The organism is Pseudomonas sp. Eth.TT006, assembly GCF_054456575.1.
The window spans coordinates 56,608-80,738 of record NZ_JBTJEN010000018.1; the positions used below are offsets into that span (position 1 = coordinate 56,608).

A 24,131-nucleotide genomic window follows, 5' to 3' on the forward strand; every position below is an offset into this window, starting at 1 on the left:
CCTGCGCTTAAGGATAGTTGGGAATTCGGGAGGTAAAGGCGAGATACGTAATTAGTTGTGGCAGACCGTTCGTCTGCTACGCGCAGGCCCACGGCAGCCGGGGCCTGCGCCTGACAAAAAAATTATTCGGCGCTGCCTTGCGCGGTTTCCGCCGGATAAGTCGTACGCCACAGCTCGAAACCGCCATCCATGCTGTAGACGTTGGAGAAACCCTGGCTGACCAGATAAGCAGCAGCGCCCTGGCTGGAGTTGCCGTGATAGCAGACCACCACGGTCGGTGCATCGAGGTCCGCGCCTTGAATGAAGGCATGCAGGGAATGATTGTCCAGATGCTTCGAGCCGCTGATATGCAGCGCGGCGAAAGTGGCAGGATCACGTACATCGACCACCACGGCGCCTTGCTCGCGCAGGGTCTGGGCCTGTTCCGGGGGGATTCGTTTGAATTCGCTCATGGCGGGTTCCTGTAGCTCGGCAGAGTGCGCAGTCTAACGCGGAGCGCTGACTGGCGACGTTTCGGGAATAAGGGGGGCGACAGTCGGTGCAAGTCCGCCGTGTTCATCGCATTTGCATGACACGCGCTCGCCGCTGTCGACGTTCATCAGGGTCAGGCTGCCGCCCCAGACGCAACCGGTGTCCAGCGCCGAGATGCCCGGCTCGCGGACATCGCCTTCCAGTGCCGCCCAGTGGCCGAAAATGATGCGCAGGCCGCGGGTTTTCCGTTCTTTGTGCTGGAACCACGGTTTATAACCCGGCGGTGCGCTGTCCAGGCCTTCCTTGCTCTTGAGGTCGAGCTTGCCGTCGGCGGTGCAGAAGCGCATGCGGGTGAAATAGTTGGTGATGACGCGCAGGCGGGTAACGCCGGTGAGATCGCTGTCCCATTTCGCCGGCTCGTTGCCGTACATGCCATCGAGGTACAGCGGAAACAGGTTGTCGTCACGCAGGGCGGCTTCGGCTTCGGCGGCGCACTTCAAGGCCTTGCGCAAGGACCACTGCGGCGGGATGCCGGCATGGACCATGGCGACATCGCGTTGCTCGTCATAGTGCATGAGTTTTTGCTGGCGCAGCCATTCGAGCAGTTCGGCGGCGTCCGGAGCTTCGAGAATCTCGCGCAGGGTGTCGGACTTCTTCAGGCGCTCGATGTTTTTGGCCGCCGCCAGCAGATGCAGATCGTGATTGCCGAGGACGCAGACCAGCGACTCGCGCATGCCATATAGAAAGCGCAGGGTCTCCAGCGATTGCGGCCCACGGTTGACCAGATCGCCGACCAGCCACAGCCGATCGAGCGCCGGGTCGAATGCCACTTGCTTGAGCAGGCATTTGAGCGGTTCAAGGCAGCCTTGCAGGTCGCCGACGGCGTACGTCGTCATCAGTGCAAAGCTCCGGGTACCGCGAGGCGGAAGGGTTTGATGATCGCGTCGAAACGCTTGCCATCGGTGGCGACCATCTCGTAGGTGCCCTGCATGGTGCCGACCTTGGTGGTCATCACTGTGCCACTGCTGTAGGTGTGGCTTTTGCCCACCTCGATCAGTGGTTGCTGACCAACGACCCCGGCGCCGCGAACCTCTTCGACGTGCCCGTCACCGTCGGTGATCACCCAGTGCCGCGACATGAGGCGTGCGGGCTGCTCGCCATTGTTCTGCACAGTGATGGTATAGGCGAAGGCGAAACGGTCATTTTCGGGTTGCGATTGGTCTGCCAGATAGCGGGTGACGACACTGACATCGACCTGATAACGGGAATCGGACATGCAAAAGGCCTTAAGCAAAGCGGAACGCGGGGCGTAGCTGATGGGGAATCAGTCTAGGCAAGTATCGGGCAGTAAACCAGAGTGGCGGCCTGCCCGATAGCGTTCATCGCCGGTCAGTCGGCGGCGGAGGCGGCCGGGGCTTGCTCGCTGAGCTTGTCGGCCAGGCGCACGAACGCGGCCAGGTCCAGTTGCTCGGGACGCAGGCTGCCGTCAACGCCAGCGGCTTCGATTTCGGCGGCAGTCATCAGTTGCTTGAGGGTGTTGCGCAGGGTCTTGCGACGCTGGTTGAAGGCTTCGCGAACGACGCGCTCCAGCAGGCGATGGTCCTTGGCCGGGTGGGGCAGGACCGCGTGCGGCACCAGACGGACGATGGCCGAATCGACTTTCGGCGGCGGGTTGAAAGCGCCCGGACCGACGTTGAACAGGTGCTCAACACGGCAGTGGTATTGAACCATGATCGACAGGCGACCCCAGTCACCGCCACCCGGGCCGGCCGCCAGGCGCTCGACCACTTCCTTTTGCAGCATGAAGTGCATGTCGCGAATGATGCCGGCGTTGTTCAGCAGGTGGAAGATCAGCGGCGTGGAGATGTTGTACGGCAGGTTGCCGACCACGCGCAGGCTATTCGGTGCAGCGTTCAGGGTATTGAAGTCGAACTTCAGCGCATCGCCCTGATGCAGGTTGAAGTTGCTCTTGCCGGCGAACTGCTGGTTAAGGATCGGGATCAGGTCCTTGTCCAGTTCCACCACGTCCAGTTGCGCGCCGGAGTTGAGTAGGCCGGCGGTCAGTGCGCCCTGGCCGGGGCCGATTTCCAGCAGGCGGTCGTCTGGTTTGGCGCTGATGGAGCGCAGGATGCGGTCGATGACGCCGGCATCGTGCAGGAAGTTCTGGCCAAAGCGTTTGCGCGCCTTGTGTTGGTATTGCTCGGTCATAAACGGGTCTCGGCCATCTGGTAGGCGGTTTCCAGGGCGACTTGCAGGCTGCCGCTGTCGATCTTGCCGCTGCCGGCCAGATCCAGGGCGGTGCCGTGGTCAACCGAAGTGCGGATGATCGGCAGGCCAAGGGTCACGTTGACTGCTGCGCCGAAGCCTTTGTACTTCAGCACGGGCAGGCCCTGGTCGTGGTACATCGCCAGCACTGCGTCGCAGTGCTCCAGATATTTGGGGGTAAACAGAGTGTCGGCAGGCAGCGGGCCACGAAGGTCCATGCCCTCGCCGCGCAGGCGCTCTAAGGTAGGTTCGATGATGTCGATTTCTTCACGGCCCAGGTGTCCGCCTTCACCGGCGTGCGGGTTGAGCCCGCAGATCAGGATGCGTGGCCGGGCGATGCCGAATTTTTCTTGCAGGTCGGCGTGCAGAATCCGCGTGACCCGCTCCAGTCGCTGCGGTGTGATTGCATCCGCAATATCGCGCAGCGGCAGGTGAGTGGTGACCAGTGCCACGCGCAAACCGCGGGTGGCAAGCATCATCACCACTTGGCTGGTATGGGTCAGATCAGCCAGAAATTCCGTGTGCCCGGAGAACGCGATGCCGGATTCGTTGATCACGCCCTTGTGCACCGGTGCGGTGATCATCCCGGCGAAATCGCCGTTCAGGCAGCCGTTGCCGGCGCGAGTCAGGGTTTCGAGGACGAACGCCGCGTTGGCCTTGTCCAGGTGCCCGGCAACCACGGGGGCGCTGAGCGGAGTGTCCCAGACGTACAGGCTATTGGCAGGCGCCGGGGTGTCCGGCCAGCAGTCAGGCGCGACTTCCAGCAAAGTGACAGCCAGCCCCAGCTGCGCGGCCCGCTCGGTGAGCAGGTCGCGGCTGGTGATGGCAATCAGGGGATGTGGCTGGGCTTGCGAGGCGAGCAGCAGGCACAGGTCGGGACCAATGCCGGCTGGTTCGCCGGGTGTCAGCGCGAAACGCTTGGGTTTCACTGCGCTGCCTGGTCTGCACCAGGGAGTTTGATCTCTACGTAGGCTTCTTCACGAATCTGACGCAGCCAGTTTTGCAGCTCTTCATCGTATTTTTTGTTACGCAGAACGTTCATCGCCTGCTGCTCGCGCGCCTGTTCGGTGCTGTCGGTGGCGCGACGGCCAAGGACTTCCAGCACATGCCAGCCGTACTGAGTCTGGAACGGCTTGGACAACTGACCTTGCGGGGTGTTGGCCATCACGGCGCGGAACTCCGGTACCAGCGCGCTCGGGTCGATCCAGTTCAGGTCGCCGCCGTTGAGGGCAGAGCCTGGATCTTCCGAGTATTTCTTCGCCAGTTCAGCGAAGTCTTCGCCGGCCTTGATGCGGTTATATAGCGACTCCACCAGCTCCTTGGTCTTGACCTCGTCACGGACCGGGCTTGGCTTGACCAGGATGTGGCGTACATGCACCTCATCGCGCATCTGCGTTTCGCCACCACGTTTGCCCAGCACCTTGAGGATGATGAAACCACCCGGGGTGCGTGCAGGTTCGGTGATGTCGCCCGCTGCCATCTTGCTCAGCTCACGGTCGAACGGAGGTGGCAGTTGCGCAGCTTTACGCCAGCCCATGTCGCCGCCTTCCAGTGCGTTGTCGCTACCGGATTTGGCGATGGCCATCTGACCGAAATCGGCGCCTTGCTTGAGTTTCTGGTAAACGTCCATCGCCTGACGGTAAGCGCTCTGAATCGCTTCAGAATTGGCGCTTTCCGGCGTAGGAATCAGGATGTTGGCCAGGTGCAGTTCCTCGGACAGTTGCATCTTGCCCATGTCGGAGGCGAGGAAGTTCTTCACTTCCTGCTCGGAGACCTGGATGCGCTCTGCCACGCGACGCTGACGCACACGGCTGATGATCATCTCGCGCTTGATCTGGTCACGGGCGTCATCGTAGGACAGACCGTCGTGAGCCAGCGCCGCGCGGAATTGATCCACAGTCATGTTGTTGCGCTGGGCAATGGTGCCCACCGCCTGGTTCAGTTCTTCATCGGTAATGCGAATGCCGGAACGTTCGCCGATCTGCAGCTGCAGGTTTTCGACGATCAGGCGCTCGAGCACCTGCTGATCCAGCACGCCCGGCGGCGGCATGCCGCCGCCACGCTTGGCGATGGTCTGCTGAACTTCGTGGACACGCTGGTCCAGTTGGCTCTGCATGACCACATCGTTATCGACGATCGCGACCACTTTATCGATGGACTGTACGGCGGCGTTGGCCGCCGTACCCAGGAACAGCGCGCCCAGCAGCAGCGGGCGCAGAGAATCAGAAAGCTTGGTCTTCACGTTGACGATAACCTTGGATGCCTTTGTCGAGGAAGCTCTCTACCTTGGCGCCAGTCAGGCCGCCGAGTCCCTTCAGAACAATTTGGAGGAAGACGCCGTGGTCGCCTTTTTCGTTTTGCGGAGCTTCCTGACTGAACTCGTCGTAGGAAACCCAGTAACGATTGATCAGGCGCAGTTTCCAGCAGCAGTTGTCGTACTCGAAACCACCGAAGGCTTCCAGCGTACGGTTGCGGTTGTAGTCGTACTGCCAGCGGCTGATTGCGCTCCACTGAGGAACGATCGGCCAGATGACCGAGAAGTCATGCTGCTGGATCTTGTAGTAGTCCTTCACGTAGCCAGGTTGGCCCGGAGTGCCGTAGTCGCCGCCACCCACTGCCCATTTACCGGTGTTCTGGTCGTAACGCACCTGATCGTTGCGATAGCGATAGCCGACGTTGACCACCTTGTTCGGGTTGTCTTCAGGCTGGTAGTGGAACATGGCGCTGCCGGAACGTGGGCTGCGGCTGTCCGGATCCCAGTTGTAATCGGCCGTGGTGCGCCAGTCGCGGTTCCAGCGGTATTCGTATTCCAGCGCGTACGGCGATACGTCGGCCTGCGCATCTTTACGGTCATTGAACGCGATGCCTGGCAGTTGTACTTCACGATCCTTGAAGTAGTAAGCCTGACCGACACTGATTCGCTGACGCTCGAAACCGTTGTCTTCGATCCAGCGGCTGGTCACGCCCAGCGACAGCTTGTTCTCGTCGCCGACGCGGTCGGAGCCGGAGAAGCGGTTGTCGCGGAACAGCGAGGCGTAGTTGAAGGTGTATTCACTGGTATCGAATACCGGAATGTCTTCCTGATCGACCTTCGGTACATAGAGGTAGAACAGGCGCGGTTCCAGGGTCTGGCGGTAGTTTTTGCCGAAGTACGAGGTGTTGCGGTCGAAATACAGGCCGCTGTCGACACTGGCAATCGGTACGCCACGGTTCTGGTTGCTGTCGAACTTGCCGTAGAGCTTCTGGTTTTCCGGCGACATTGCAGCAATCTGCGATTTGCCAGTGCCGTCCAGATCCAGTTGGTACTGGGTGTATTGATACTTGAGCGATGGCTTGAGGAAACCATAGGTCCAGTTCATCGGCAGACTGACGCCTGGCTTCAGATTCAGACGGTCGCCGTTGGCGCGCGCCAGGCCCTGAACGTTGGTATCCAGGCGCGGCGTTACGTCGCCGTTTTCATCGGTAAAGTTGCCGTTTTCCAGATCACGATCAAACCGCACAATCTCGGTCTCGTAATCGAAATTCAAACCTTCCGGATGATACGGCAGCTGACCATTGAAGGTGATCTGCGGCAGGCGGTCATACGGCGTGATGTTCGACACGGTTGCCAGCTGATACGCCTGAGCATTCAGGCGTGCGGTGTAGCTGTCGCCGCGGTAGGTTACCGAACCCTGCTGGTTCACGTAATCAGCGCTCTTCACGCCGATCTGATCGGTGGTCAGGTCCTGGAAGTAGTACGGATCGCTGATCTTGGTGTAGTCAACCTGAGTCATCACACGGGAATCGAGACCGCCCTTGTGCTGCCAGTTGTACATGTAGCGATTTTTTTCGTAGTCGGTCTGCTTGCTGCGATCGGTATCTTCGTCGTTCAGATACGCCGCACCGAACTGGCCTTCGCTGGACTTGGTCAGGTAACGGAACTCGCCTTCGACCAGCATGCCGCGCTTGCTCATGTAGCGCGGGTACAACGTGGCATCGTAGTTCGGCGCCAGGTTGAAGTAGTACGGGGTCACCAGCATGAAGCCGGTATCGCTGCCGGTGCCGATGGTCGGCGGCAGGAAGCCCGATTGGCGACGGTCGTCGATCGGGAAGTAGATGTACGGCGTGTACAGGATCGGAATGTCCTTGACCCGCAGCGTCACGTTGGTCGCGGTACCGAAACCGGTGGCCGGGTTCAGGGTGATGTTGTTGCCCTTGAGCTGCCACGCGTTGCTGTTCGGTTCGCACGTGGTGTACGTGCCGTCCTTCAAGCGGATGATCGCGTTCTCGGCACGCTTGGCGTACAGCGCGTTACCGCGGATGCGCGATTTGTGCATCACGTATTCGGCGTTGTCGACCTTGGCTTCACCGGTGTCGAGCTGCACATCGGCGTGGTCGCCGACGATCAGCGCGCCGTTGTCGCGAATGCGTACGTCGCCGTTGAGTTCGGCGCGGCTCTCGGCCTGATACAGGCTGGCCTCGTCGGACTCGACCTGCATGCTGCCCTGACGCAGAACCACGTCGCCGGCCAGCGTACCCACCTGATCATCGGTGTTGTAGCGCGAGGCCTTGGCGCCGATAAAGGTCGGTGCGTCACTTTTATTCGTCTTGTCATTCATGCCAGGACGAATCGGTTCGATATAGGAACCAGAGCAGTAAGGACCGGTCTCGGCCAATTGGGCGGCGGTGAGCTTCTCGCGCGGAACCCAGTCGAGGTGACTGTAGTCTTCGCTACGGGATTTCAGGCCGCGGCCCTTGGCTTCGGTGACCAGCACCGGCTTGGCGCCGGTGTCGGAAGTCGAACCGTTCTGGGCCGGGGCTTCGCCGGCGGCGCTGACAGCGCTGCCGTCATGCACCGGACGCGGTGGCAATGCAGCCGCCGGCGTCTTGGGCGCACACGCCCAGCCACCCGTTGCCGAGACGGCGCAGTCATACTGCTCGGCGGCAACAACGAATTGACTGGCCAGAGGTTGCATAGCCAGCAGACTGCCGGTTACCAACAACGGAAATTTTTTACGAAACGCGGGGGATTTCAATGCCATCTTATTAGTCCGGGCTTCCTGCGTGCCATCTGCCCGCGGTGTGGGCCGCACGCCTCTCGATGGTCTGAAAAAGATGCTGGATAATAAAGCATGACCCGCTTGACGGCTAGCGCCGTCGGAGACCCTTGCAATGCCTGACCAAGATGTACGCTTGCAACACCTGAAAGTTTGGCTCGATGAGCAGTTGGCAATCCTCTTTGCGAATGAGGGCTGGGGCACCGTGCCCCCGGCCACGTTGACCGCGGCCAGCAGCGACGCGAGTTTCCGGCGTTATTTCCGCTGGGAAGGCGAGGGTCGCAGCTTCGTTGTGATGGACGCGCCACCGCCCCAGGAAAACTGCAAACCGTTCGTGGATATCGCCTTTTTGCTGGCGAAATCCGGAATCAACGTGCCGAAAATTTATGCCGAAGACCTCGATCGCGGATTTCTTTTGCTCAATGACCTGGGCAACCAGACCTATCTGGACGTGATCGACAGCGAAAATGCCGACGCTTTGTTCAGCGATGCCCTGCAGGCACTGCTGGCTTTTCAACAACTGCCGATGGTCGCGCCGTTGCCGAGTTACGACGTCGCGCTGTTGCGCCGCGAGCTGGAGCTGTTCCCCGAGTGGTACGTGAAACGCGAACTCGGCATCGAGTTCGACGCCGCACAACAGCAACAGTGGCAAGCCGTCAGCGAGCTGCTGATCGACAGCGCCCTGGCCCAGCCCAAAGTGCTGGTGCACCGCGACTACATGCCGCGCAACCTGATGCTCAGCGAGCCGAATCCCGGCGTGCTGGATTTTCAGGATGCGGTGTATGGCCCGGTGACCTACGACGTGACCTGCCTGTTCAAGGACGCCTTCCTCAGTTGGCCGGAAGAGCGCGTGCATGGCTGGCTGGAAAACTACTGGCAACAGGCTTCGGCGTTGAACATTCCGGTGCAGGCGGATTTCCAAGACTTCCTGCGCGCCAGCGACCTGATGGGCGTGCAGCGCCACTTGAAAGTCATCGGCATCTTCGCGCGCATCTGCCATCGCGATGGCAAACCGCGTTACCTCACTGATGTGCCACGTTTCTTCGCTTATATAGAAGCGGTGACCGCACGCCGTCCTGAACTGGCGGATCTGCAAGCGTTGCTCGCCAGTCTGCGCGGCGGAGCGACGGCATGAAGGCGATGATTCTGGCGGCAGGCAAGGGCGAACGCATGCGTCCGCTGACCCTGACCACCCCTAAACCGCTGGTGCGTGCCGGCGGCGTGCCATTGATCGAATATCACCTGCGCGCGCTGGCCGCCGCCGGTTTCAACGAGATCGTGATCAACCATGCCTGGCTCGGTCAGCAGATCGAAGACCATCTGGGCGACGGCTCGCAGTTTGGCCTGAGCATCCAGTACTCGCCGGAAGGCGAGCCGCTGGAAACCGGAGGCGGGATTTTCCGTGCCTTGCCATTGCTCGGTGACGATGCGTTTCTGGTAGTCAACGGCGATATCTGGACCGATTACGACTTCAGCGTGCTGCACCAACCGATCAACGGTCTGGCGCATCTGGTGCTGGCGGACAACCCGCCGCATCACCCGGGCGGCGATTTCACCCTGGATGACGGTCAGGTGCTGGATGCTCAACCCGATGCGCCAACCCTGACCTACAGCGGCATCGCCGTCCTGCATCCGCAATTGTTCGATGGCTGCACGGACGGTGCTTTCAAGCTGGCGCCTTTACTGCGCAAGGCCATGGCAGAGGGAGAGGTCACTGGCGAGCGTCTGAAAGGCCATTGGGTCGATGTCGGTACGCATGAGCGTCTGGCCGAAGCTGAAGCATTGATAAAAGCGAGTCGTTGATATGTTGTGGCCAGGGACTCTGATTGGAGCCGGAGCAGGTTTTGCAATTGCCAGCATTCCGGGGGCCATGCTTGGGGCGTTGTTGGGGCAGGCGCTGGACCGGCGTCTGCATTTGCAGAGCTGGGGACATCTGCGGGAAAAGCTCGGCGGTCAGCCGATGCTGCGCAACGACGAACTGCTGTTCGTGTTGCTCGGGCGTCTGGCGAAAAGCGATGGCCGGGTGACGGACGGGCATATCCAGCAGGCGCGCAGTGAAATGAGCGCGCTGGAAATGAGCGAGCCGGCGCGGCGTCGGGCGATTGCCGCGTTCAATCGCGGCAAGTCCGGCGGTGATCGCCTGCGCGGGTATCTGCGGCGACTGAGTGCCCAGCCGCATGCGGCCGAAGGGGTGTTGCGCGCTTGTTGGCGGATGGTTTGGGCTGACGGGCGCGCGGGCGTCAGCGAGCGTGAACTGCTGGCGCAGTGGGGCAAGTGGCTGGGCTGGACAACGCAGCAGATTCAGGCGCTGGCCAGTGATTACGAGCCGAACAAACGCCCGATCGTCAGTGCGGCGGTGAGTTATCAGGATGCGATGCGCCTGCTCGGCGTGTCGGCGACCAGCGAACCGGCGCAGATCAAGCGAGCCTATCGGCGCCTGCTCAGTCGCCATCATCCGGACAAGATTGCCGGCAGCGGTGCGACCCCGGAACAGGTGCGCGAAGCAACCGAGAAAACCCGTGAATTGCACAACGCGTTCACCCTGATTCGGGCGCGGCGGGATTTTCGCTGATCGATAGACATGAGTTGTTGATGAGGGCCTCTTCGCGAGCAAGCCCGCTCCCACCCGGATCGCATTCCTTTAGCTGGAATGCGATCCGGGTGGGAGCGGGCTTGCTCGCGAATGGGGCGACTCGGTCTGTCAGTCAGTCTTCTGCGGATTCAACCAGCCACGCACCCGACGAAACAGCTGTTCCTGCTCGGCCTTTTTATCCGGCAACACCTGGAGCGCCACCTGGCTGAACGTCGAGGTCTTCAAACGCTTGCTGGCCTGCATACGCTCCAGTGCCGCGTTGCGATCCTGCGCCTTGTCCATGTAGAAAATATCGGCGGTCGGCAGCTTAAGGGTTGGCGTCAATTCCGCCAGCTGCGGCTTGGCCTTGCCAGGTGTTTGCGCATCGACCATCACCAGTTTCTCGACCTGCGAGCTCTGCCGCTCACTGATGAAGCGCGCCGCCCAGTAGGCGCCGGTGCCGTGACCGAGAACCACGACACGTCGAACGCTCTGTTGTTCGGCATAGGCGATTGCCGCGTCGATCCGGGCGAAGATTCGCTCGGCATCGGCCTTGGATTGTTCTTCAGTCGTCTCGGCAACCACCTGATCGGCGACCTCCGCTTCACCGCCAGCCGCCTGCTCGATCGGTTGCGCGGTGGTGGAATCCTTGCTGCCGGTTTCCGCGGCTTTCGGCGCTGCCGGGGCAGCGATCACGCGCGGTGCGATGGCATCGCTTTGCAGGTCGGGCAGGGTGATACTCAGGCTGCTCCACTCGACATCCGGTAACTTGCTGCGCAGCGGGCCGATCACTTGCGGCCAGTCAGCGGTTTCGCCAGCGCCGGGTACGATAATCACCGCGCCTTTGGGCTCGGCGGTGTTGGCCGGTTTCCACAGGGCGAGGAAGGTGTCGGCGCCGGCCTGCAATTGCTGTTGTTCCTGCGCCGGGACTTTGCGTTCGAGTGCGGCGGCTTCTTCCTGACTACGCTCAAGCAGTGGCTGGCGTTCGGCCGGTTTTTCGCTGGCCGGTTGCTCGGCGTTAGTGGCGGGCGCCGGATCGGCGGCTTCGACGGAAAACGCACAAGGCAGGATCAGCGACAGGCACAATGCTGGCATTGCCAGGCGGTAGACAGAGGGCATCGGTTATTCCAGGCCAGAAAAGTATCCCGGCAGCCTAATGGGTTGGTCAGAATTTGTCAGTGTACGAGACTTCAATGATGCGTTTTTGCGGCCTGTGGGTTATCGGCTGGTTGTGTTTTCCCTTGATGGGCTGGGCGGCGTCTGCGCCCGCAGCGCCTGCGGCGGCATTGACCGCCAGCGAGCAGCAATGGCTGGCGCAGCACCGTGAGCTACGCGTCGGTCTGGTTTTGCAGGCGCCGTACGCGCAATACGACCGGCGCTTGCAGCGATTGTCCGGGGCCAATGTCGAATTGATGAAATTGCTGGCGAAGGCGCTGAATGTCGAGCTGAGCTGGCGCAATTTTCAGGATCTGGCGCAACTGGAAGACGCTGTCCGCGAAGGCGAAATCGACATCGCCCCGGGCCTGACCCAGACCCCGAGAGCGCTGCGCCTGTGGCTGTTTTCCGATCCGTACATGCGTGTGCCGCAACTGGTAGTCAGCGATCAGAAAAGCAGCGGTGTGGTGGAACTGGAGAAAGTCGACAGCCTGGCCCGCGTCGCGGTGCGCATGCCCAGCGCCACTGCCGATTACCTGCGCAGCAATTATCCGCACCTGAATCTGCAAGGCGTACCGCTGGAGCGTCAGGCGCTGCAATTGTTGTTGAGTCAGCAAGCGTCCTACGCCGTGGTGGATGAGGCGCAACTCGGGCGTTTGTCCGCCGAACCGGAGTTCGCCGGGCTGGTGGTGGTCGGTGATATCGGCTTGCCGCAACTGCTGCGAGTGGCCACACGGCGCGACTGGCCGGAACTGGCGGCGATTGTTGAGAGCGCCTTGCGCGCAATCCCGGCCAAGGATCTGGAGCGCCTGCACACGCAATGGCTGCAACCGAAGTATCCGCGTCTGACGGAGTCGCCGGGGTTCTGGCAGAACCTGAGCCTGTTGTTTGCGGTGATGCTGTTCAGTTGCATCGCCATCGTCGCCTGGCAACGCCGTCAGCAGCACAGTCTGGAGCAGCGCTTGCGGGCGGCGCGGGAAGACATCGCCCTGCGCGCCGCCAGCGAAGAAGCCTTGCGCCTGACCCAGTTTTCCATTGACCAAAGCACCGTCGGCATCCTCTGGGTCAACTGGGACAGCCATGTGCGCTACGCCAATCGCGCGGCGGAAAGCATGCTCGGTTATCCACAGGGTGCGCTGATCGAGCGGCCGCTGATCGACTTCGAACCCGGCCTGCACATGGATCGCTGGCTCAACCTGTGGAAACGCGCGCGGGCCAGCGAAGAAGGGCCGCTGAGCTTCGAAACCAACTGCGTGCGCGCCGATGGCAGCATCCTGCCGGCGGACGTCTCGCTGAGTTTTCTGCGCTTTCGCGACAGCGAGTATCTGGTGGTTTATCTCACCGACGTCACCGAACGACGCCGCTCTCTCGCGGCTTTGCAGGAAAGCGAAGCGCGTCTGCAGGGGATTGCCGCCAACGTGCCGGGGCTGGTGTTCCGCCTGGAGCGCGCGCCGGTGACCGGGCAGATCGATTTCGCCTACATCAGTGAGGGCAGCGAAAGTCTGGTCGGTTACGCGCCGGCCGCCATCGCGCACCGCGACATGGGCCTGCGCAGTCTGGTGCATCCCGACGACAAGGCCAGCTACCACCAGACCCAGGATCAGGCGCTGGACACCGACAGTGACTGGTCGTGGCAGGGCCGCATCCTCACCCGCCAGGGCGAGCAACGCTGGGCCGAGATCAAGGCGATCACCCGGCAACTGGAGGACGGCGCTTATGTCTGGGACGGCATCGTCTGGGACATCAGCGAAAGTAAACGCATCGAGCTGGAGCTGGCGGCATCCCGCGAGCAACTGCGCGAACTGTCGGCGCACCTGGAGAGCGTGCGTGAAGAAGAAAAGGCGCGGATTGCCCGGGAAGTGCACGATGAGCTGGGGCAGATGCTGACCGTGCTGAAGCTGGAAACCTCGATGTGCGAACTGGCCTATGCGCAACTCGATCCGGGGCTGAACGAGCGCTTGAACAGCATGAAACGCCTGATCGCCCAGTTGTTTCAGTTGGTGCGCGATGTGGCGACCGCGCTGCGCCCGCCGATCCTCGATGCCGGGATCGCCTCGGCGATTGAATGGCAGGCGCGGCGCTTTGAAGCGCGCACGCAGATTCCGTGTCTGGTGCAGGTACCGGACAATCTGCCGGCGCTCAGCGATGCCAAGGCCATTGGCCTGTTCCGGATTTTGCAGGAAGCGCTGACCAATGTGATGCGCCATGCCCAGGCGCATACTGTGGAACTGACGCTGGCGCTGGAAGGTGATGAATTGTGTCTGACGGTCAGCGATGATGGCGTAGGCTTTGCCGTCGAGACCGATCGGCCCACCTCCTTTGGCCTGGTCGGCATGCGCGAGCGGGTGCTGATCATGGGTGGACGGCTGTTGCTCGAGAGTGAACCGGGGGAGGGCACCAGTCTGAATGTCTGGGTGCCGGTTGATGAGGTTTGACATGTTTCGGTGTCTGGACCGACGCCTTCGCGAGCAAGCTCGCTCCCACAGGGATCTGTGTATGCCTGAATTCTGGAGAAGAATGTGATCCGTGTACTGGTAGCCGAAGACCACACCATCGTCCGTGAAGGGATCAAGCAATTGATCGGCCTGGCCAAGGACCTGCAAGTGGTGGGGGAGGCGGGCAACGGCGAGCAGTTGCTGGAAACCCTGCGCAGTGTGCCGTGCGAGGTGGTGCTGCTGGACATCTCGATGCCCGGGGTCAACGGCTTGGAGGCGATCCCGCGGATTCGTGCGCTGAACCATCCGCCGGCGATTCTGGTGCTGTCGATGCACGACGAAGCGCAAATGGCTGCCCGCGCACTGAAGGTCGGCGCTGCCGGTTATGCGACCAAGGACAGCGATCCGGCATTGCTGTTGACCGCCATCCGCAAAGTCGCCGCGGGCGGGCGCTACATCGACCCGGAGCTGGCCGACCGGATGGTCTTCGAAGTCGGCCTGACCGATGCACGCCCTTTGCATTCGCTGCTGTCCGAGCGCGAATTCTCGGTGTTCGAACGGCTGGCTCAAGGCGCCAACGTCAACGACATCGCCCAGCAACTGGCCCTGAGCAGCAAGACCATCAGCACCCACAAGGCGCGGCTGATGCAGAAGCTCAACATCACCTCGCTGGCCGAACTGGTCAAATACGCGATGGAACACAAACTCCTCTGAAAACGCTGATCCCCGTGTAGGAGCTGCCGCAGGCTGCGATCTTTTGACTTTGATTTTAAAAAACAAGATCAAAAGATCGCAGCCTGCGGCAGCTCCTACAGGGGAGCCGTGTTGGCATATCCATTAACGACAGCCGCTTTTGCCGTTGCTTGTGGCTTGCCGCTCACCGCTTGCGACTGCTTTATCCAATAGCGCCATCCTTGTAGGGCAATCCCTACCCCCAACCTTCCATCCGGCTGAGGCGATTCTCTCCTGCACCCCGATTTGCGCGGCTGGCGTCAGCCACTAGGCTTGATCTACAGCAGTTACCAATAACAAAGGTGTGGGTATGAGCCAGGTCGATTCAAACGCAGGGGCCAGTGACGTGCTGGTCAGCTTTCGTGGAGTGCAGAAGAGCTACGACGGCGAGAACCTGATCGTCAAAGACCTCAACCTGGACATTCGCAAAGGCGAGTTCCTGACCCTCCTCGGGCCGTCCGGCTCGGGCAAGACCACCAGCCTGATGATGCTCGCCGGGTTCGAAACGCCGACCGCCGGCGAAATTCTCCTGGCCGGCCGCGCAATCAACAACGTGCCGCCGCACAAGCGTGACATCGGCATGGTGTTCCAGAACTACGCGCTGTTTCCGCACATGACTGTCGCCGAGAACCTCGCCTTTCCGCTGACCGTGCGCGGCCTGAACAAGAGCGACGTCAGCGACAAGGTCAAGAAAGTCCTGAGCATGGTCCAGCTCGACGCCTTCGCTTCGCGTTATCCGGCGCAACTTTCCGGTGGTCAGCAACAGCGGGTGGCGCTGGCTCGCGCGCTGGTGTTCGAACCGCAACTGGTATTGATGGACGAACCGCTGGGCGCCCTCGACAAGCAACTGCGTGAACACATGCAGATGGAGATCAAGCACCTGCACCAGCGCCTCGGCGTGACCGTGGTCTACGTGACCCATGATCAGGGTGAAGCACTGACCATGTCCGATCGCGTGGCGGTGTTCCATCAGGGCGAAATCCAGCAGATCGCTCCGCCGCGCACGCTTTACGAAGAACCGAAAAACACTTTCGTCGCCAACTTCATCGGCGAGAACAACCGCCTCAATGGTCGCCTGCTTAGCCAGAGCGGCGAGCGTTGCGTGGTCGAGCTGGGTCGTGGCGAGAAGGTCGAGGCGCTGGCGGTCAACGTTGGCCAGACCGGCGAGCCGGTGACCCTGTCGATCCGGCCGGAACGCGTCAGCCTCAACGGTTCGAGCGACCAATGCGTCAACCGCTTCTCAGGGAGGGTGGCGGAATTCATCTATCTGGGCGACCACGTCCGGGTGCGCCTGGAAGTCTGCGGCAAGACCGACTTCTTCGTGAAACAGCCGATTGCCGAGCTCGATCCCGCGCTCGCCGTCGGCGACGTGGTACCGCTTGGCTGGCAGGTCGAGCACGTTCGCGCGCTTGATCCGCTGTTAGAGGCGAACTGATCGCCCCCGCAATACCAACACCAACCCTGCACGTGGAGAGAACAATAAATGTTGAGATCCCTGAAGTTCACCGCCCTGACCCTGGGCCTGATGGGTGCGGCCAGCGCGATGGCCGCCGGCCCGGATTTGACCGTGGTGTCGTTTGGCGGGGCGAACAAGGCGGCGCAAGTCAAAGCCTTCTATGCACCGTGGGAAGCGGCGGGCAACGGCAAGATTGTCGCCGGCGAATACAACGGTGAAATGGCCAAGGTCAAAGCCATGGTCGACACCAAGAGCGTGTCGTGGGATCTGGTCGAAGTGGAATCGCCAGAGCTGTCCCGTGGTTGCGACGAAGACATGTTCGAGCAACTCGACCCGGCACTGTTCGGCAAGACCGAAGACTACGTCAAAGGCGCGATTCAGCCGTGCGGCGTAGGTTTCTTTGTCTGGTCGACCGTGCTGGCTTACAACGCCGACAAACTGAAAACCGCACCGACCAGCTGGGCGGATTTCTGGGACACCAAGAAATTCCCGGGCAAGCGTGGCCTGCGCAAAGGCGCCAAGTACACCCTGGAATTCGCTCTGATGGCCGACGGCGTTGCGCCGAAAGACGTCTACAAAGAGCTGGCGAGCAAAGGGGGTCAGGACCGCGCTTTCAAGAAACTCGATGAACTGAAACCAAGCATCCAGTGGTGGGAAGCCGGCGCGCAACCGCCGCAGTACCTCGCTTCCGGCGACGTGGTCATGAGCTCGGCCTACAACGGGCGGATCGCGGCGGTGCAGAAAGAATCCAATCTGAAAGTGGTGTGGAACGGCGGCATCTACGACTTCGACGCGTGGGCGATCCCGAAAGGTCTGGACAAGGCGCGTGCCGAAGCGGCGAAGAAATTCATCGCCTACTCGGTGCAGCCGCAACAGCAGAAGACCTACTCGGAAAACATCGCCTACGGCCCGGCGAACACTCAGGCCGTTCCGCTGCTGGCCAAGGACGTGCTGAAAGACATGCCGACCACCCCGGAAAACATCGCCAACCAGGTGCAGATCGACGTCAGCTTCTGGGCTGACAACGGCGAGCAACTGGAGCAGCGCTTCAACTCCTGGGCTGCGAAGTAACCGAGGGCTCGCCCTCCTGTGGGAGCGGGCTTGCTCGCGAAAGCGTCAGTACATTCAGCATTAATGTCGACTGACACGCCGCCTTCGCGAGCAAGCCCGCTCCCACATTTGGATCTGTATGCATCAATCGATCGAGGTGGTTCGCCACCTCTGTAACGATCAAAGATTTGCGGAGTACGTCATGGCCATCGCCGTTCCCCTGAACGAGGGCGCCAGCCCCACCTTGAAGCAGAAGCTCAAGCGCGCCGAGCGGGTCAACCGCTGGAAGGCCCAGGCGTTGATTGCGCCGCTGGTGCTGTTTCTGTTGCTGGTGTTTCTGGTGCCGATCGTGGCGCTGCTCTACAAAAGCGTCGGCAACCCGGAAGTGGTCGGCGGCATGCCGCGCACCGTGGCGGCCATCGCCAGTTGGGACGGCCGCGGCCTGCCCGCCGAACCGGTGTACAAAGCCGCCGGCGAAGACCTCGCCGAAGCGCGGAAAAACCAGACGCTGGGCGACCTGTCCAAGCGCTTGAACATGGAGTTGGCCGGCTACCGCAGCCTGCTGACCAAAACCGCCCGGGCGCTGCCGTTTGCCAGCGAACCGGCCTCCTATAAAGAAGCCCTCGAAGGCCTCGACGAGCGCTGGGGCGATCCGGCCTACTGGCAAGCGGTCAAACGCAACACCAGCAGCATCACCCCGTATTACCTGCTGGCGGCGGTCGACCACCGTATCGACGATCTCGGCGAACTGGCCCCGGCCACTCCGGATCAGGCGATCTACCTCGACATCTTCGCTCGCACGTTCTGGATGGGCCTGATCATCACCGTGATCTGCCTGCTTCTCGCCTATCCACTGGCCTACCTGCTGGCCAACCTGCCGTCGCGCCAGAGCAACCTGTTGATGATTCTGGTGCTGCTGCCGTTCTGGACCTCGATTCTGGTGCGGGTCGCGGCGTGGATCGTGTTGCTGCAATCGGGCGGCCTGATCAACAGCGCGCTGCTGGCGATGGGCATCATCGATAAACCGCTGGAACTGGTGTTCAACCGTACCGGTGTGTACATCTCGATGGTGCACATCCTGCTGCCGTTCATGATCCTGCCAATCTACAGCGTGATGAAAGGCATCTCGCCGACCTACATGCGCGCCGCGATCTCGCTGGGCTGCCACCCGTTCGCCAGCTTCTGGCGGGTGTACTTCCCGCAGACCTATGCCGGTGTCGGCGCCGGTTGCCTGTTGGTGTTCATCCTCGCCATCGGCTACTACATCACCCCGGCGCTGCTCGGCAGCCCGAACGATCAAATGGTCAGCTACTTCGTCGCGTTCTACACCAACACCAGCATCAACTGGGGCATGGCCACGGCGCTCGGCGGCTTGTTGCTGCTGGCAACCGTGGTGCTGTATCTGATCTACAGCTGGCTGGTGGGCGCCAGTCGCCTGCGCCTGAGCTAAGGGGAATTTGAAATGCTGAGTCCTTACATGTCGCCCATCGAACGGGTGTGGTTCTACAGCTTGCGGATTCTCTGCGGCCTGATCCTGCTGTTCCTGATTCTGCCGGTGCTGGTGATCGTGCCGCTGTCGTTCAATTCGGGCAGTTTCCTGGTGTATCCGCTGCAGGGCTTTTCCCTGCACTGGTATCAGGACTTCTTCGCCTCGGCCGAATGGATGCGCGCGCTGAAGAACAGCATCATCGTGGCTCCCGCTGCGACGGTGCTGGCGATGATCTTCGGCACGCTGGCGGCGATCGGCCTGACCCGTGGTGACTTTCCCGGCAAAGCCTTGGTGATGGCGCTGGTGATTTCGCCGATGGTGGTGCCGGTGGTGATCATTGGTGTGGCGAGTTATCTGTTCTTCGCACCGCTGGGGTTGGGCAACAGTTTCTTCTCGTTGATCGTGGTGCACGCGGTGCTTGGTGTGCCGTTCGTGATCATCACGGTGTCGGCGACGTTGCAGGGCTTCAATCACAACCTGGTGCGCGCGGCGGCCAGCCTCGGCGCGTCGCCACTGACCACTTTCCGCCGGGTGACCCTGCCGCTGATTGCGCCGGGAGTGATTTCCGGGGCGTTGTTCGCCTTCGCCACATCGTTCGATGAGGTGGTGGTGACGCTGTTCCTCGCCGGCCCGGAGCAAGCGACCTTGCCACGGCAGATGTTCAGCGGGATCCGCGAAAACCTGAGTCCGACCATCGCTGCGGCTGCCACATTGCTGATCGCGTTCTCGGTGATCCTGTTGCTGACTCTGGAATGGCTGCGCGGCCGCAGCGAGAAACTGCGTACGGCGCAGGTTTAAAGGCCAGATCAAAGGCTTACCCCCTCACCCCAGCCCTCTCCCCCAGGGGGGCGAGGGGGAAAGGGAGCAGATCTTCATGGTGTTCAAACCCGAGTTCGACTCGGTATTGCACGTCGGTGTACCTCTCACATTCACCTCGATCAGTCCCCTCTCCCTCCGGGAGAGGGTTAGGGTGAGGGGCTCTTGATCTTCTAGCCAAGCAACCATTCACACCCTGAATACCAGCCAACCCCAAACCCTCAGCTACGCTTGTGCTCAGCTCCCACCTTTATAAGAGGCTGCGCACCATGAGTCTGTCCCAGTTCAAAATCGCTCACAAACTGATCACCGGCGCCGGCGCCATCGAGCAACTGGCGGCGGAACTCACGCGCCTCGATATCGACAACCCGCTGATTGTCACCGACGCCGCGCTGGTCAAGTCCGGCACCGTGGAGCTGGCGCTGTGCCAATTGGGTGGGCGCGACTACGAGATTTTCGACCGGGTACTGCCGGACCCGGAAATTGCCATCGTCGAAGACTGCATGCGCGTGTACCGCGAGGGCGGGCATGACGGCTTGATCGGTCTCGGCGGCGGCAGTGCCATCGACATCGCCAAAAGCGTCGCGGCGTATGCCGGTTACCACGGTGCGCTGGAGGACCTGTTCGGCGTCGATCAGGTGCCGCGCAAGGGGCCGCCGCTGATCGCCATCCCGACCACCGCCGGCACCGGTTCCGAAGTGACCAACGTGGCGATCCTTTCCGACAAGGTCGCGCAACTGAAGAAAGGTATCGTCAGCGACTATCTGTTACCGGACGTGGCCCTGGTCAGCCCGCAGATGACCCTGACCTGCCCGCGCCGCGTCACCGCCGCCAGTGGCATCGATGCGCTGGTGCACGCCATTGAATCCTATCTGTCGGTCAACGCCTCGCCGATCACCGACTCGCTGGCCATCGGCGCCATCAGACTGATCGCCCGGTCGCTGCCCAAGGCCTACGCCAACGGTGCGAATCTGCAGGCCCGCGAAGACATGGCCACCGCCAGCCTGATGGCCGGGATGGCGTTCGGTAATGCCGGTGTCGGCGCGGTGCATGCGCTGGCGTATCCGCTGGGCGGGCGTTTCAACATCGCCCACGGCGTCAGCAATGCCTTGCTGCTGCCGTATGTCATGACCTGGAACAAGATGGCCTGCGTCGAGCGCATGCAGGATATCGCCGAAGCCATGGGGCTCAAGACCGCTCATCTGAGTGCCACGGAGGCTGCGGATAAAGCCGTGCAGGCCATGACCGAACTGTGCGCGGCGGTGGAGATTCCGCCGGGGCTGCGCAGTTTCGGGGTGCCGGAGGAAGCGATCCCGGCGATGGCCGTGGAAGCCGCAGGAATCGAGCGTTTGATGCGCAATAACCCGCGCAAGCTGAGTGCCGCGGACATCGAGAAGATTTATCGCGCGGCGTATTGAGCTGCACCCGGTCAGCGCCATGGCCCAACCCAATCATCGCGGTCACGGTGCGCGCGCCAGAGCATGAGGCTACAATGCGCGCCATCGTGATTTAGCTCAGAAAAGGTGCGTCATGCAGCCCTTCGTAATTGCTCCGTCGATTCTCTCCGCCGACTTCGCCCGCCTCGGCGAGGAAGTGGACAACGTTCTGGCCGCCGGTGCCGACTTCGTTCACTTCGATGTCATGGACAACCACTACGTGCCGAACCTGACCATCGGTCCGATGGTCTGCGCGGCACTGCGCAAGTACGGCATCACTGCGCCAATCGACGCGCACCTGATGGTCAGCCCGGTGGATCGCATCGTCGGCGACTTTATCGAAGCCGGCGCGAGCTACATCACCTTCCACCCGGAAGCCACGCTGCACGTTGATCGTTCGCTGCAACTGATCCGTGAAGGCGGCTGCAAATCCGGCCTGGTGTTCAACCCGGCGACCCCGCTGGACGTGCTCAAGTACGTGATCGACAAGGTCGACATGGTCTTGCTGATGAGCGTCAACCCGGGCTTCGGCGGGCAGAAATTCATTCCTGGCACCCTCGACAAGTTGCGCGAAGCGCGGGCGATCATCGATGCCTCGGGCCGCGACATCCGTCTGGAAATCGACGGTGGCGTCAACGTCAACAATATCCGCGAAATCGCTGCAGCCGGTGCCGACACCTTCGTCGCCGGCTCGGCGATTTTCAATGCGCCAAACTATCAGGAAGTCATCGACAAGATGCGTTCCGAACTGGCGCTGGCGCGCCCATGAGCGGTTTTGAGCAGCTGTTCCCGGGGCAATTGCCACGGTTGGTGATGTTCGATCTGGATGGCACGCTGATCGACTCGGTTCCCGACCTGGCGGCGGCCGTGGACACCATGCTGCTCTCGCTCGGGCGCAAGCCTGCCGGCATCGAGGCGGTGCGCGAATGGGTCGGCAATGGCGCACCGGTGCTGGTGCGCCGGGCGCTGGCCGGCGGCATCGAGCATTCGGCGGTGGATGACGTCGAGGCCGAGCACGCGCTGCAAGTGTTCATGGACGCCTATGGCGCCAGCCATGAGCTGACCGTGGTCTATCCCGGCGTGCGCGACACCCTCAAGTGGCTGCACAAGCAAGGCGTGGCGATGGCGCTGATCACCAACAAGCCGGAGCGCTTCGTCGCGCCGCTGCTGGATCAGATGAAGATCGGCCGCTACTTCAAATGGATCATCGGCGGCGATACCTTGCCGCAGCAGAAGCCTGATCCGGCGGCACTGTTCTTCGTGATGAAAATGGCCAATATCCCGGCCTCACAATCGCTGTTCGTCGGCGACTCGCGCAGCGATGTGCTGGCGGCGAAAGCGGCGGGGGTCAAGTGTGTGGCGCTGAGCTACGGCTACAACCACGGTCGGCCGATTGCCGAGGAGTCGCCGGCGCTGGTGATCGACGATCTGCGCCAGCTAATTCCCGGTTGCCTCGGTACAGCCGCTGAGATAACGTTGCCCGACGCTACTCAATCCCGTTCTGGAAACGCCATCGTGGTGGTCACTCGCAAACTCTGGATGAAAGTCATCAAGGCCCTGGCCCGCTGGCGTTGGCGCGCCTGACTGGTTCCTGGCCGGCTCGCCGGCGCGTTTGCACACCTGACTGTTAGCACCTCACACCACGAGGCACCTCATGATCCGCGAAGAATTCCTGCGCTTGGCCGCTGACGGCTACAACCGCATTCCGTTGGCCTGCGAAACCCTGGCCGACTTCGACACCCCGCTGTCGATCTACCTGAAACTGGCCGACCAGCCCAACTCCTACCTGCTCGAATCGGTGCAGGGCGGCGAGAAATGGGGCCGTTACTCGATCATCGGCCTGCCGTGCCGCACCGTGCTGCGGGTTCACGACCATCACGTGAGCGTCACGGTTGACGGCGTCGAGACCGAAAGTCATGACGTCGAAGACCCGCTGGCCTTCGTCGAAACCTTCAAGGCCCGCTACAACGTGCCGACCATCGCCGGTCTGCCGCGTTTCAACGGTGGCCTGGTCGGTTACTTCGGTTACGACTGCGTGCGCTACGTGGAAAAGCGTCTGGGCAAATGCCCGAACCCCGATCCGCTGGGCGTGCCGGACATTCTGCTGATGGTCTCCGATGCGGTCGTCGTCTTCGACAACCTCGCTGGCAAGATGCACGCCATCGTCCTCGCCGATCCGGCGCAAGCCGATGCCTACGAGCAGGGCCAGGCACAACTGCAGCAACTGCTGGAAAAACTGCGCCAGCCGATCACCCCGCGCCGTGGCCTGGACTTCAGCAAACAGCAGGCGGCTGACCCGGTGTTCCGTTCCAGTTTCACCCAGGACGATTACGAAAAAGCCGTCGACACCATCAAGGAATACATCCTTGCCGGTGACTGCATGCAGGTCGTGCCGTCGCAGCGCATGTCGATCGACTTCAAGGCTGCGCCGATCGATCTGTATCGCGCCCTGCGTTGCTTCAACCCGACGCCGTACATGTACTTCTTCAACTTCGGCGACTTCCACGTCGTCGGCAGTTCGCCGGAAGTGCTGGTGCGGGTCGAAGACAACCTGATCACCGTGCGCCCGATTGCCGGTACCCGTCCGCGCGGCGCCACCGAAGAAGCGGATCTGGCGCTGGAAGAGGATCTGCTGTCGGACGACAAGGAGATTGCCGAGCACTTGATGCTGATCGACCTCGGGCGCAACGATACCGGGCGCGTCTCGGAAATCGGCTCGGTGAAACTCACCGAGAAAATGGTCATCGAGCGCTATTCCAACGTGATGCACATCGTCTCCAACGTCACTGGCCAGTTGAAGTCCGGGCTGACGGCGATGGACGCGCTGCGGGCGATTCTGCCGGCGGGCACTTTGTCCGGCGCGCCGAAGATCCGCGCGATGGAAATCATCGACGAACTGGAGCCGGTCAAGCGTGGCGTGTATGGCGGCGCGGTCGGTTACTTCGCCTGGAACGGCAACATGGACACCGCGATTGCGATCCGCACCGCAGTGATCAAGAACGGCGAACTGCACGTGCAGGCCGGTGGCGGCATCGTCGCCGACTCGGTGCCGGCGCTGGAATGGGAAGAAACCCTGAACAAGCGCCGCGCGATGTTCCGCGCCGTGGCCCTGGCCGAGCAGACCCCGGAAAGCTGAGTCGACACAATTCCCCCCGGGTGGGAGCGGGCTTGCTCGCGAATGCGGCCTGACATTCAACATTGACGTCGACGGATAAACC

Annotated in this window: 21 protein-coding genes; 13 read left to right on the forward strand and 8 right to left on the reverse strand. The window is 61.7% G+C overall.

From position 1 onward, the window contains the following. Positions 1-122: 122 nt before the first annotated feature. The 7 genes from glpE to ACXR0M_RS23790 all read right to left on the reverse strand — a co-directional run bounded on the left by glpE (position 123) and on the right by ACXR0M_RS23790 (position 7,757). Positions 123-452 carry a thiosulfate sulfurtransferase GlpE gene (glpE, locus tag ACXR0M_RS23760; RefSeq protein WP_458834096.1) on the reverse strand — a complete coding sequence of 110 codons (330 nt, stop codon included), beginning with the start codon at positions 450-452 and terminating at the stop codon, positions 123-125. A gap of 33 nt (positions 453-485) precedes the next feature. Next, complete coding sequence (locus tag ACXR0M_RS23765) at positions 486-1,367, reverse strand: symmetrical bis(5'-nucleosyl)-tetraphosphatase (protein WP_458834097.1); 882 nt, start codon at positions 1,365-1,367, stop codon at positions 486-488. Continuing rightward, positions 1,367-1,747: a Co2+/Mg2+ efflux protein ApaG gene (apaG, locus tag ACXR0M_RS23770; RefSeq protein WP_458834098.1), complete on the reverse strand. Its 381-nt coding sequence runs from the start codon at positions 1,745-1,747 to the stop codon at positions 1,367-1,369. The genes ACXR0M_RS23765 and apaG overlap by 1 nt, the downstream gene beginning before the upstream one ends. 113 nt (positions 1,748-1,860) lie before the next feature. Next, positions 1,861-2,679, reverse strand: a complete 819-nt coding sequence (rsmA, locus tag ACXR0M_RS23775; RefSeq protein ID WP_458834099.1) for a 16S rRNA (adenine(1518)-N(6)/adenine(1519)-N(6))-dimethyltransferase RsmA — start codon at positions 2,677-2,679, stop codon at positions 1,861-1,863. Further along, the gene (pdxA, locus tag ACXR0M_RS23780) at positions 2,676-3,665 is read right to left on the reverse strand and encodes a 4-hydroxythreonine-4-phosphate dehydrogenase PdxA (protein WP_458834100.1); all 990 of its coding nucleotides are present in this window, start codon (positions 3,663-3,665) and stop codon (positions 2,676-2,678) included. Before pdxA ends, rsmA begins: the two co-directional genes overlap by 4 nt. After that, the gene (gene surA, locus ACXR0M_RS23785) at positions 3,662-4,978 is read right to left on the reverse strand and encodes a peptidylprolyl isomerase SurA (RefSeq protein ID WP_458834101.1); all 1,317 of its coding nucleotides are present in this window, start codon (positions 4,976-4,978) and stop codon (positions 3,662-3,664) included. The genes pdxA and surA overlap by 4 nt, the downstream gene beginning before the upstream one ends. Next, entirely contained in the window at positions 4,959-7,757 is a 2,799-nt protein-coding gene (locus tag ACXR0M_RS23790) for an LPS-assembly protein LptD (protein ID WP_458834102.1), read from the reverse strand. Before ACXR0M_RS23790 ends, surA begins: the two co-directional genes overlap by 20 nt. A gap of 130 nt (positions 7,758-7,887) precedes the next feature. On the opposite strand from ACXR0M_RS23790, the gene ACXR0M_RS23795 reads away from it, so the two are divergent. The 3 genes from ACXR0M_RS23795 to ACXR0M_RS23805 are packed head-to-tail and all read left to right on the forward strand — an operon-like array spanning position 7,888 to position 10,344. Further along, positions 7,888-8,907 carry an aminoglycoside phosphotransferase family protein gene (locus tag ACXR0M_RS23795; RefSeq protein WP_458834103.1) on the forward strand — a complete coding sequence of 340 codons (1,020 nt, stop codon included), beginning with the start codon at positions 7,888-7,890 and terminating at the stop codon, positions 8,905-8,907. Beyond that, a complete protein-coding gene (gene murU, locus ACXR0M_RS23800) occupies positions 8,904-9,575 on the forward strand; it encodes an N-acetylmuramate alpha-1-phosphate uridylyltransferase MurU (protein ID WP_458834104.1) in 672 nt (223 codons plus the stop codon). The genes ACXR0M_RS23795 and murU overlap by 4 nt, the downstream gene beginning before the upstream one ends. A gap of 1 nt (position 9,576) precedes the next feature. Further along, entirely contained in the window at positions 9,577-10,344 is a 768-nt protein-coding gene (locus ACXR0M_RS23805) for a TerB family tellurite resistance protein (protein ID WP_458834105.1), read from the forward strand. A 129-nt stretch (positions 10,345-10,473) separates the two neighbouring features. Here ACXR0M_RS23805 and ACXR0M_RS23810 read toward each other — a convergent pair whose 3' ends face one another. After that, a complete protein-coding gene (locus ACXR0M_RS23810; RefSeq protein ID WP_458834106.1) occupies positions 10,474-11,463 on the reverse strand; it encodes an alpha/beta hydrolase family protein in 990 nt (329 codons plus the stop codon). A gap of 74 nt (positions 11,464-11,537) precedes the next feature. Between ACXR0M_RS23810 and ACXR0M_RS23815 the strand changes: the two genes are divergently transcribed. The 10 genes from ACXR0M_RS23815 (at position 11,538) to trpE (ending at position 24,049) form a co-directional block, all read left to right on the forward strand. Then, positions 11,538-13,934, forward strand: coding sequence for a PAS domain-containing sensor histidine kinase (locus ACXR0M_RS23815; protein WP_458834107.1), 2,397 nt, complete (start codon positions 11,538-11,540; stop codon positions 13,932-13,934). 84 nt (positions 13,935-14,018) lie between these two features. Next, the gene (locus ACXR0M_RS23820) at positions 14,019-14,648 is read left to right on the forward strand and encodes a response regulator (RefSeq protein WP_458834108.1); all 630 of its coding nucleotides are present in this window, start codon (positions 14,019-14,021) and stop codon (positions 14,646-14,648) included. Between the two features lie 328 nt (positions 14,649-14,976). Beyond that, positions 14,977-16,101: an ABC transporter ATP-binding protein gene (locus ACXR0M_RS23825; RefSeq protein WP_108591995.1), complete on the forward strand. Its 1,125-nt coding sequence runs from the start codon at positions 14,977-14,979 to the stop codon at positions 16,099-16,101. Between the two features lie 48 nt (positions 16,102-16,149). Beyond that, on the forward strand, positions 16,150-17,193 hold the full coding sequence (locus ACXR0M_RS23830; RefSeq protein ID WP_458834109.1) for an ABC transporter substrate-binding protein: 1,044 nt from the start codon (positions 16,150-16,152) through the stop codon (positions 17,191-17,193). A gap of 181 nt (positions 17,194-17,374) precedes the next feature. After that, positions 17,375-18,622, forward strand: a complete 1,248-nt coding sequence (locus ACXR0M_RS23835; protein WP_064589487.1) for an ABC transporter permease — start codon at positions 17,375-17,377, stop codon at positions 18,620-18,622. Positions 18,623-18,634: 12 nt separating this feature from the next. Further along, entirely contained in the window at positions 18,635-19,459 is an 825-nt protein-coding gene (locus ACXR0M_RS23840) for an ABC transporter permease (protein WP_458834110.1), read from the forward strand. Between the two features lie 287 nt (positions 19,460-19,746). After that, positions 19,747-20,895, forward strand: coding sequence for an iron-containing alcohol dehydrogenase (locus ACXR0M_RS23845; protein ID WP_458834111.1), 1,149 nt, complete (start codon positions 19,747-19,749; stop codon positions 20,893-20,895). A 112-nt stretch (positions 20,896-21,007) separates the two neighbouring features. Beyond that, positions 21,008-21,682 carry a ribulose-phosphate 3-epimerase gene (gene rpe, locus ACXR0M_RS23850; RefSeq protein WP_458834112.1) on the forward strand — a complete coding sequence of 225 codons (675 nt, stop codon included), beginning with the start codon at positions 21,008-21,010 and terminating at the stop codon, positions 21,680-21,682. Further along, entirely contained in the window at positions 21,679-22,497 is an 819-nt protein-coding gene (locus ACXR0M_RS23855) for a phosphoglycolate phosphatase (RefSeq protein WP_458834113.1), read from the forward strand. The genes rpe and ACXR0M_RS23855 overlap by 4 nt, the downstream gene beginning before the upstream one ends. 70 nt (positions 22,498-22,567) lie before the next feature. Then, positions 22,568-24,049: an anthranilate synthase component I gene (gene trpE, locus ACXR0M_RS23860; RefSeq protein WP_458834114.1), complete on the forward strand. Its 1,482-nt coding sequence runs from the start codon at positions 22,568-22,570 to the stop codon at positions 24,047-24,049. Positions 24,050-24,131 lie beyond the last annotated feature (82 nt).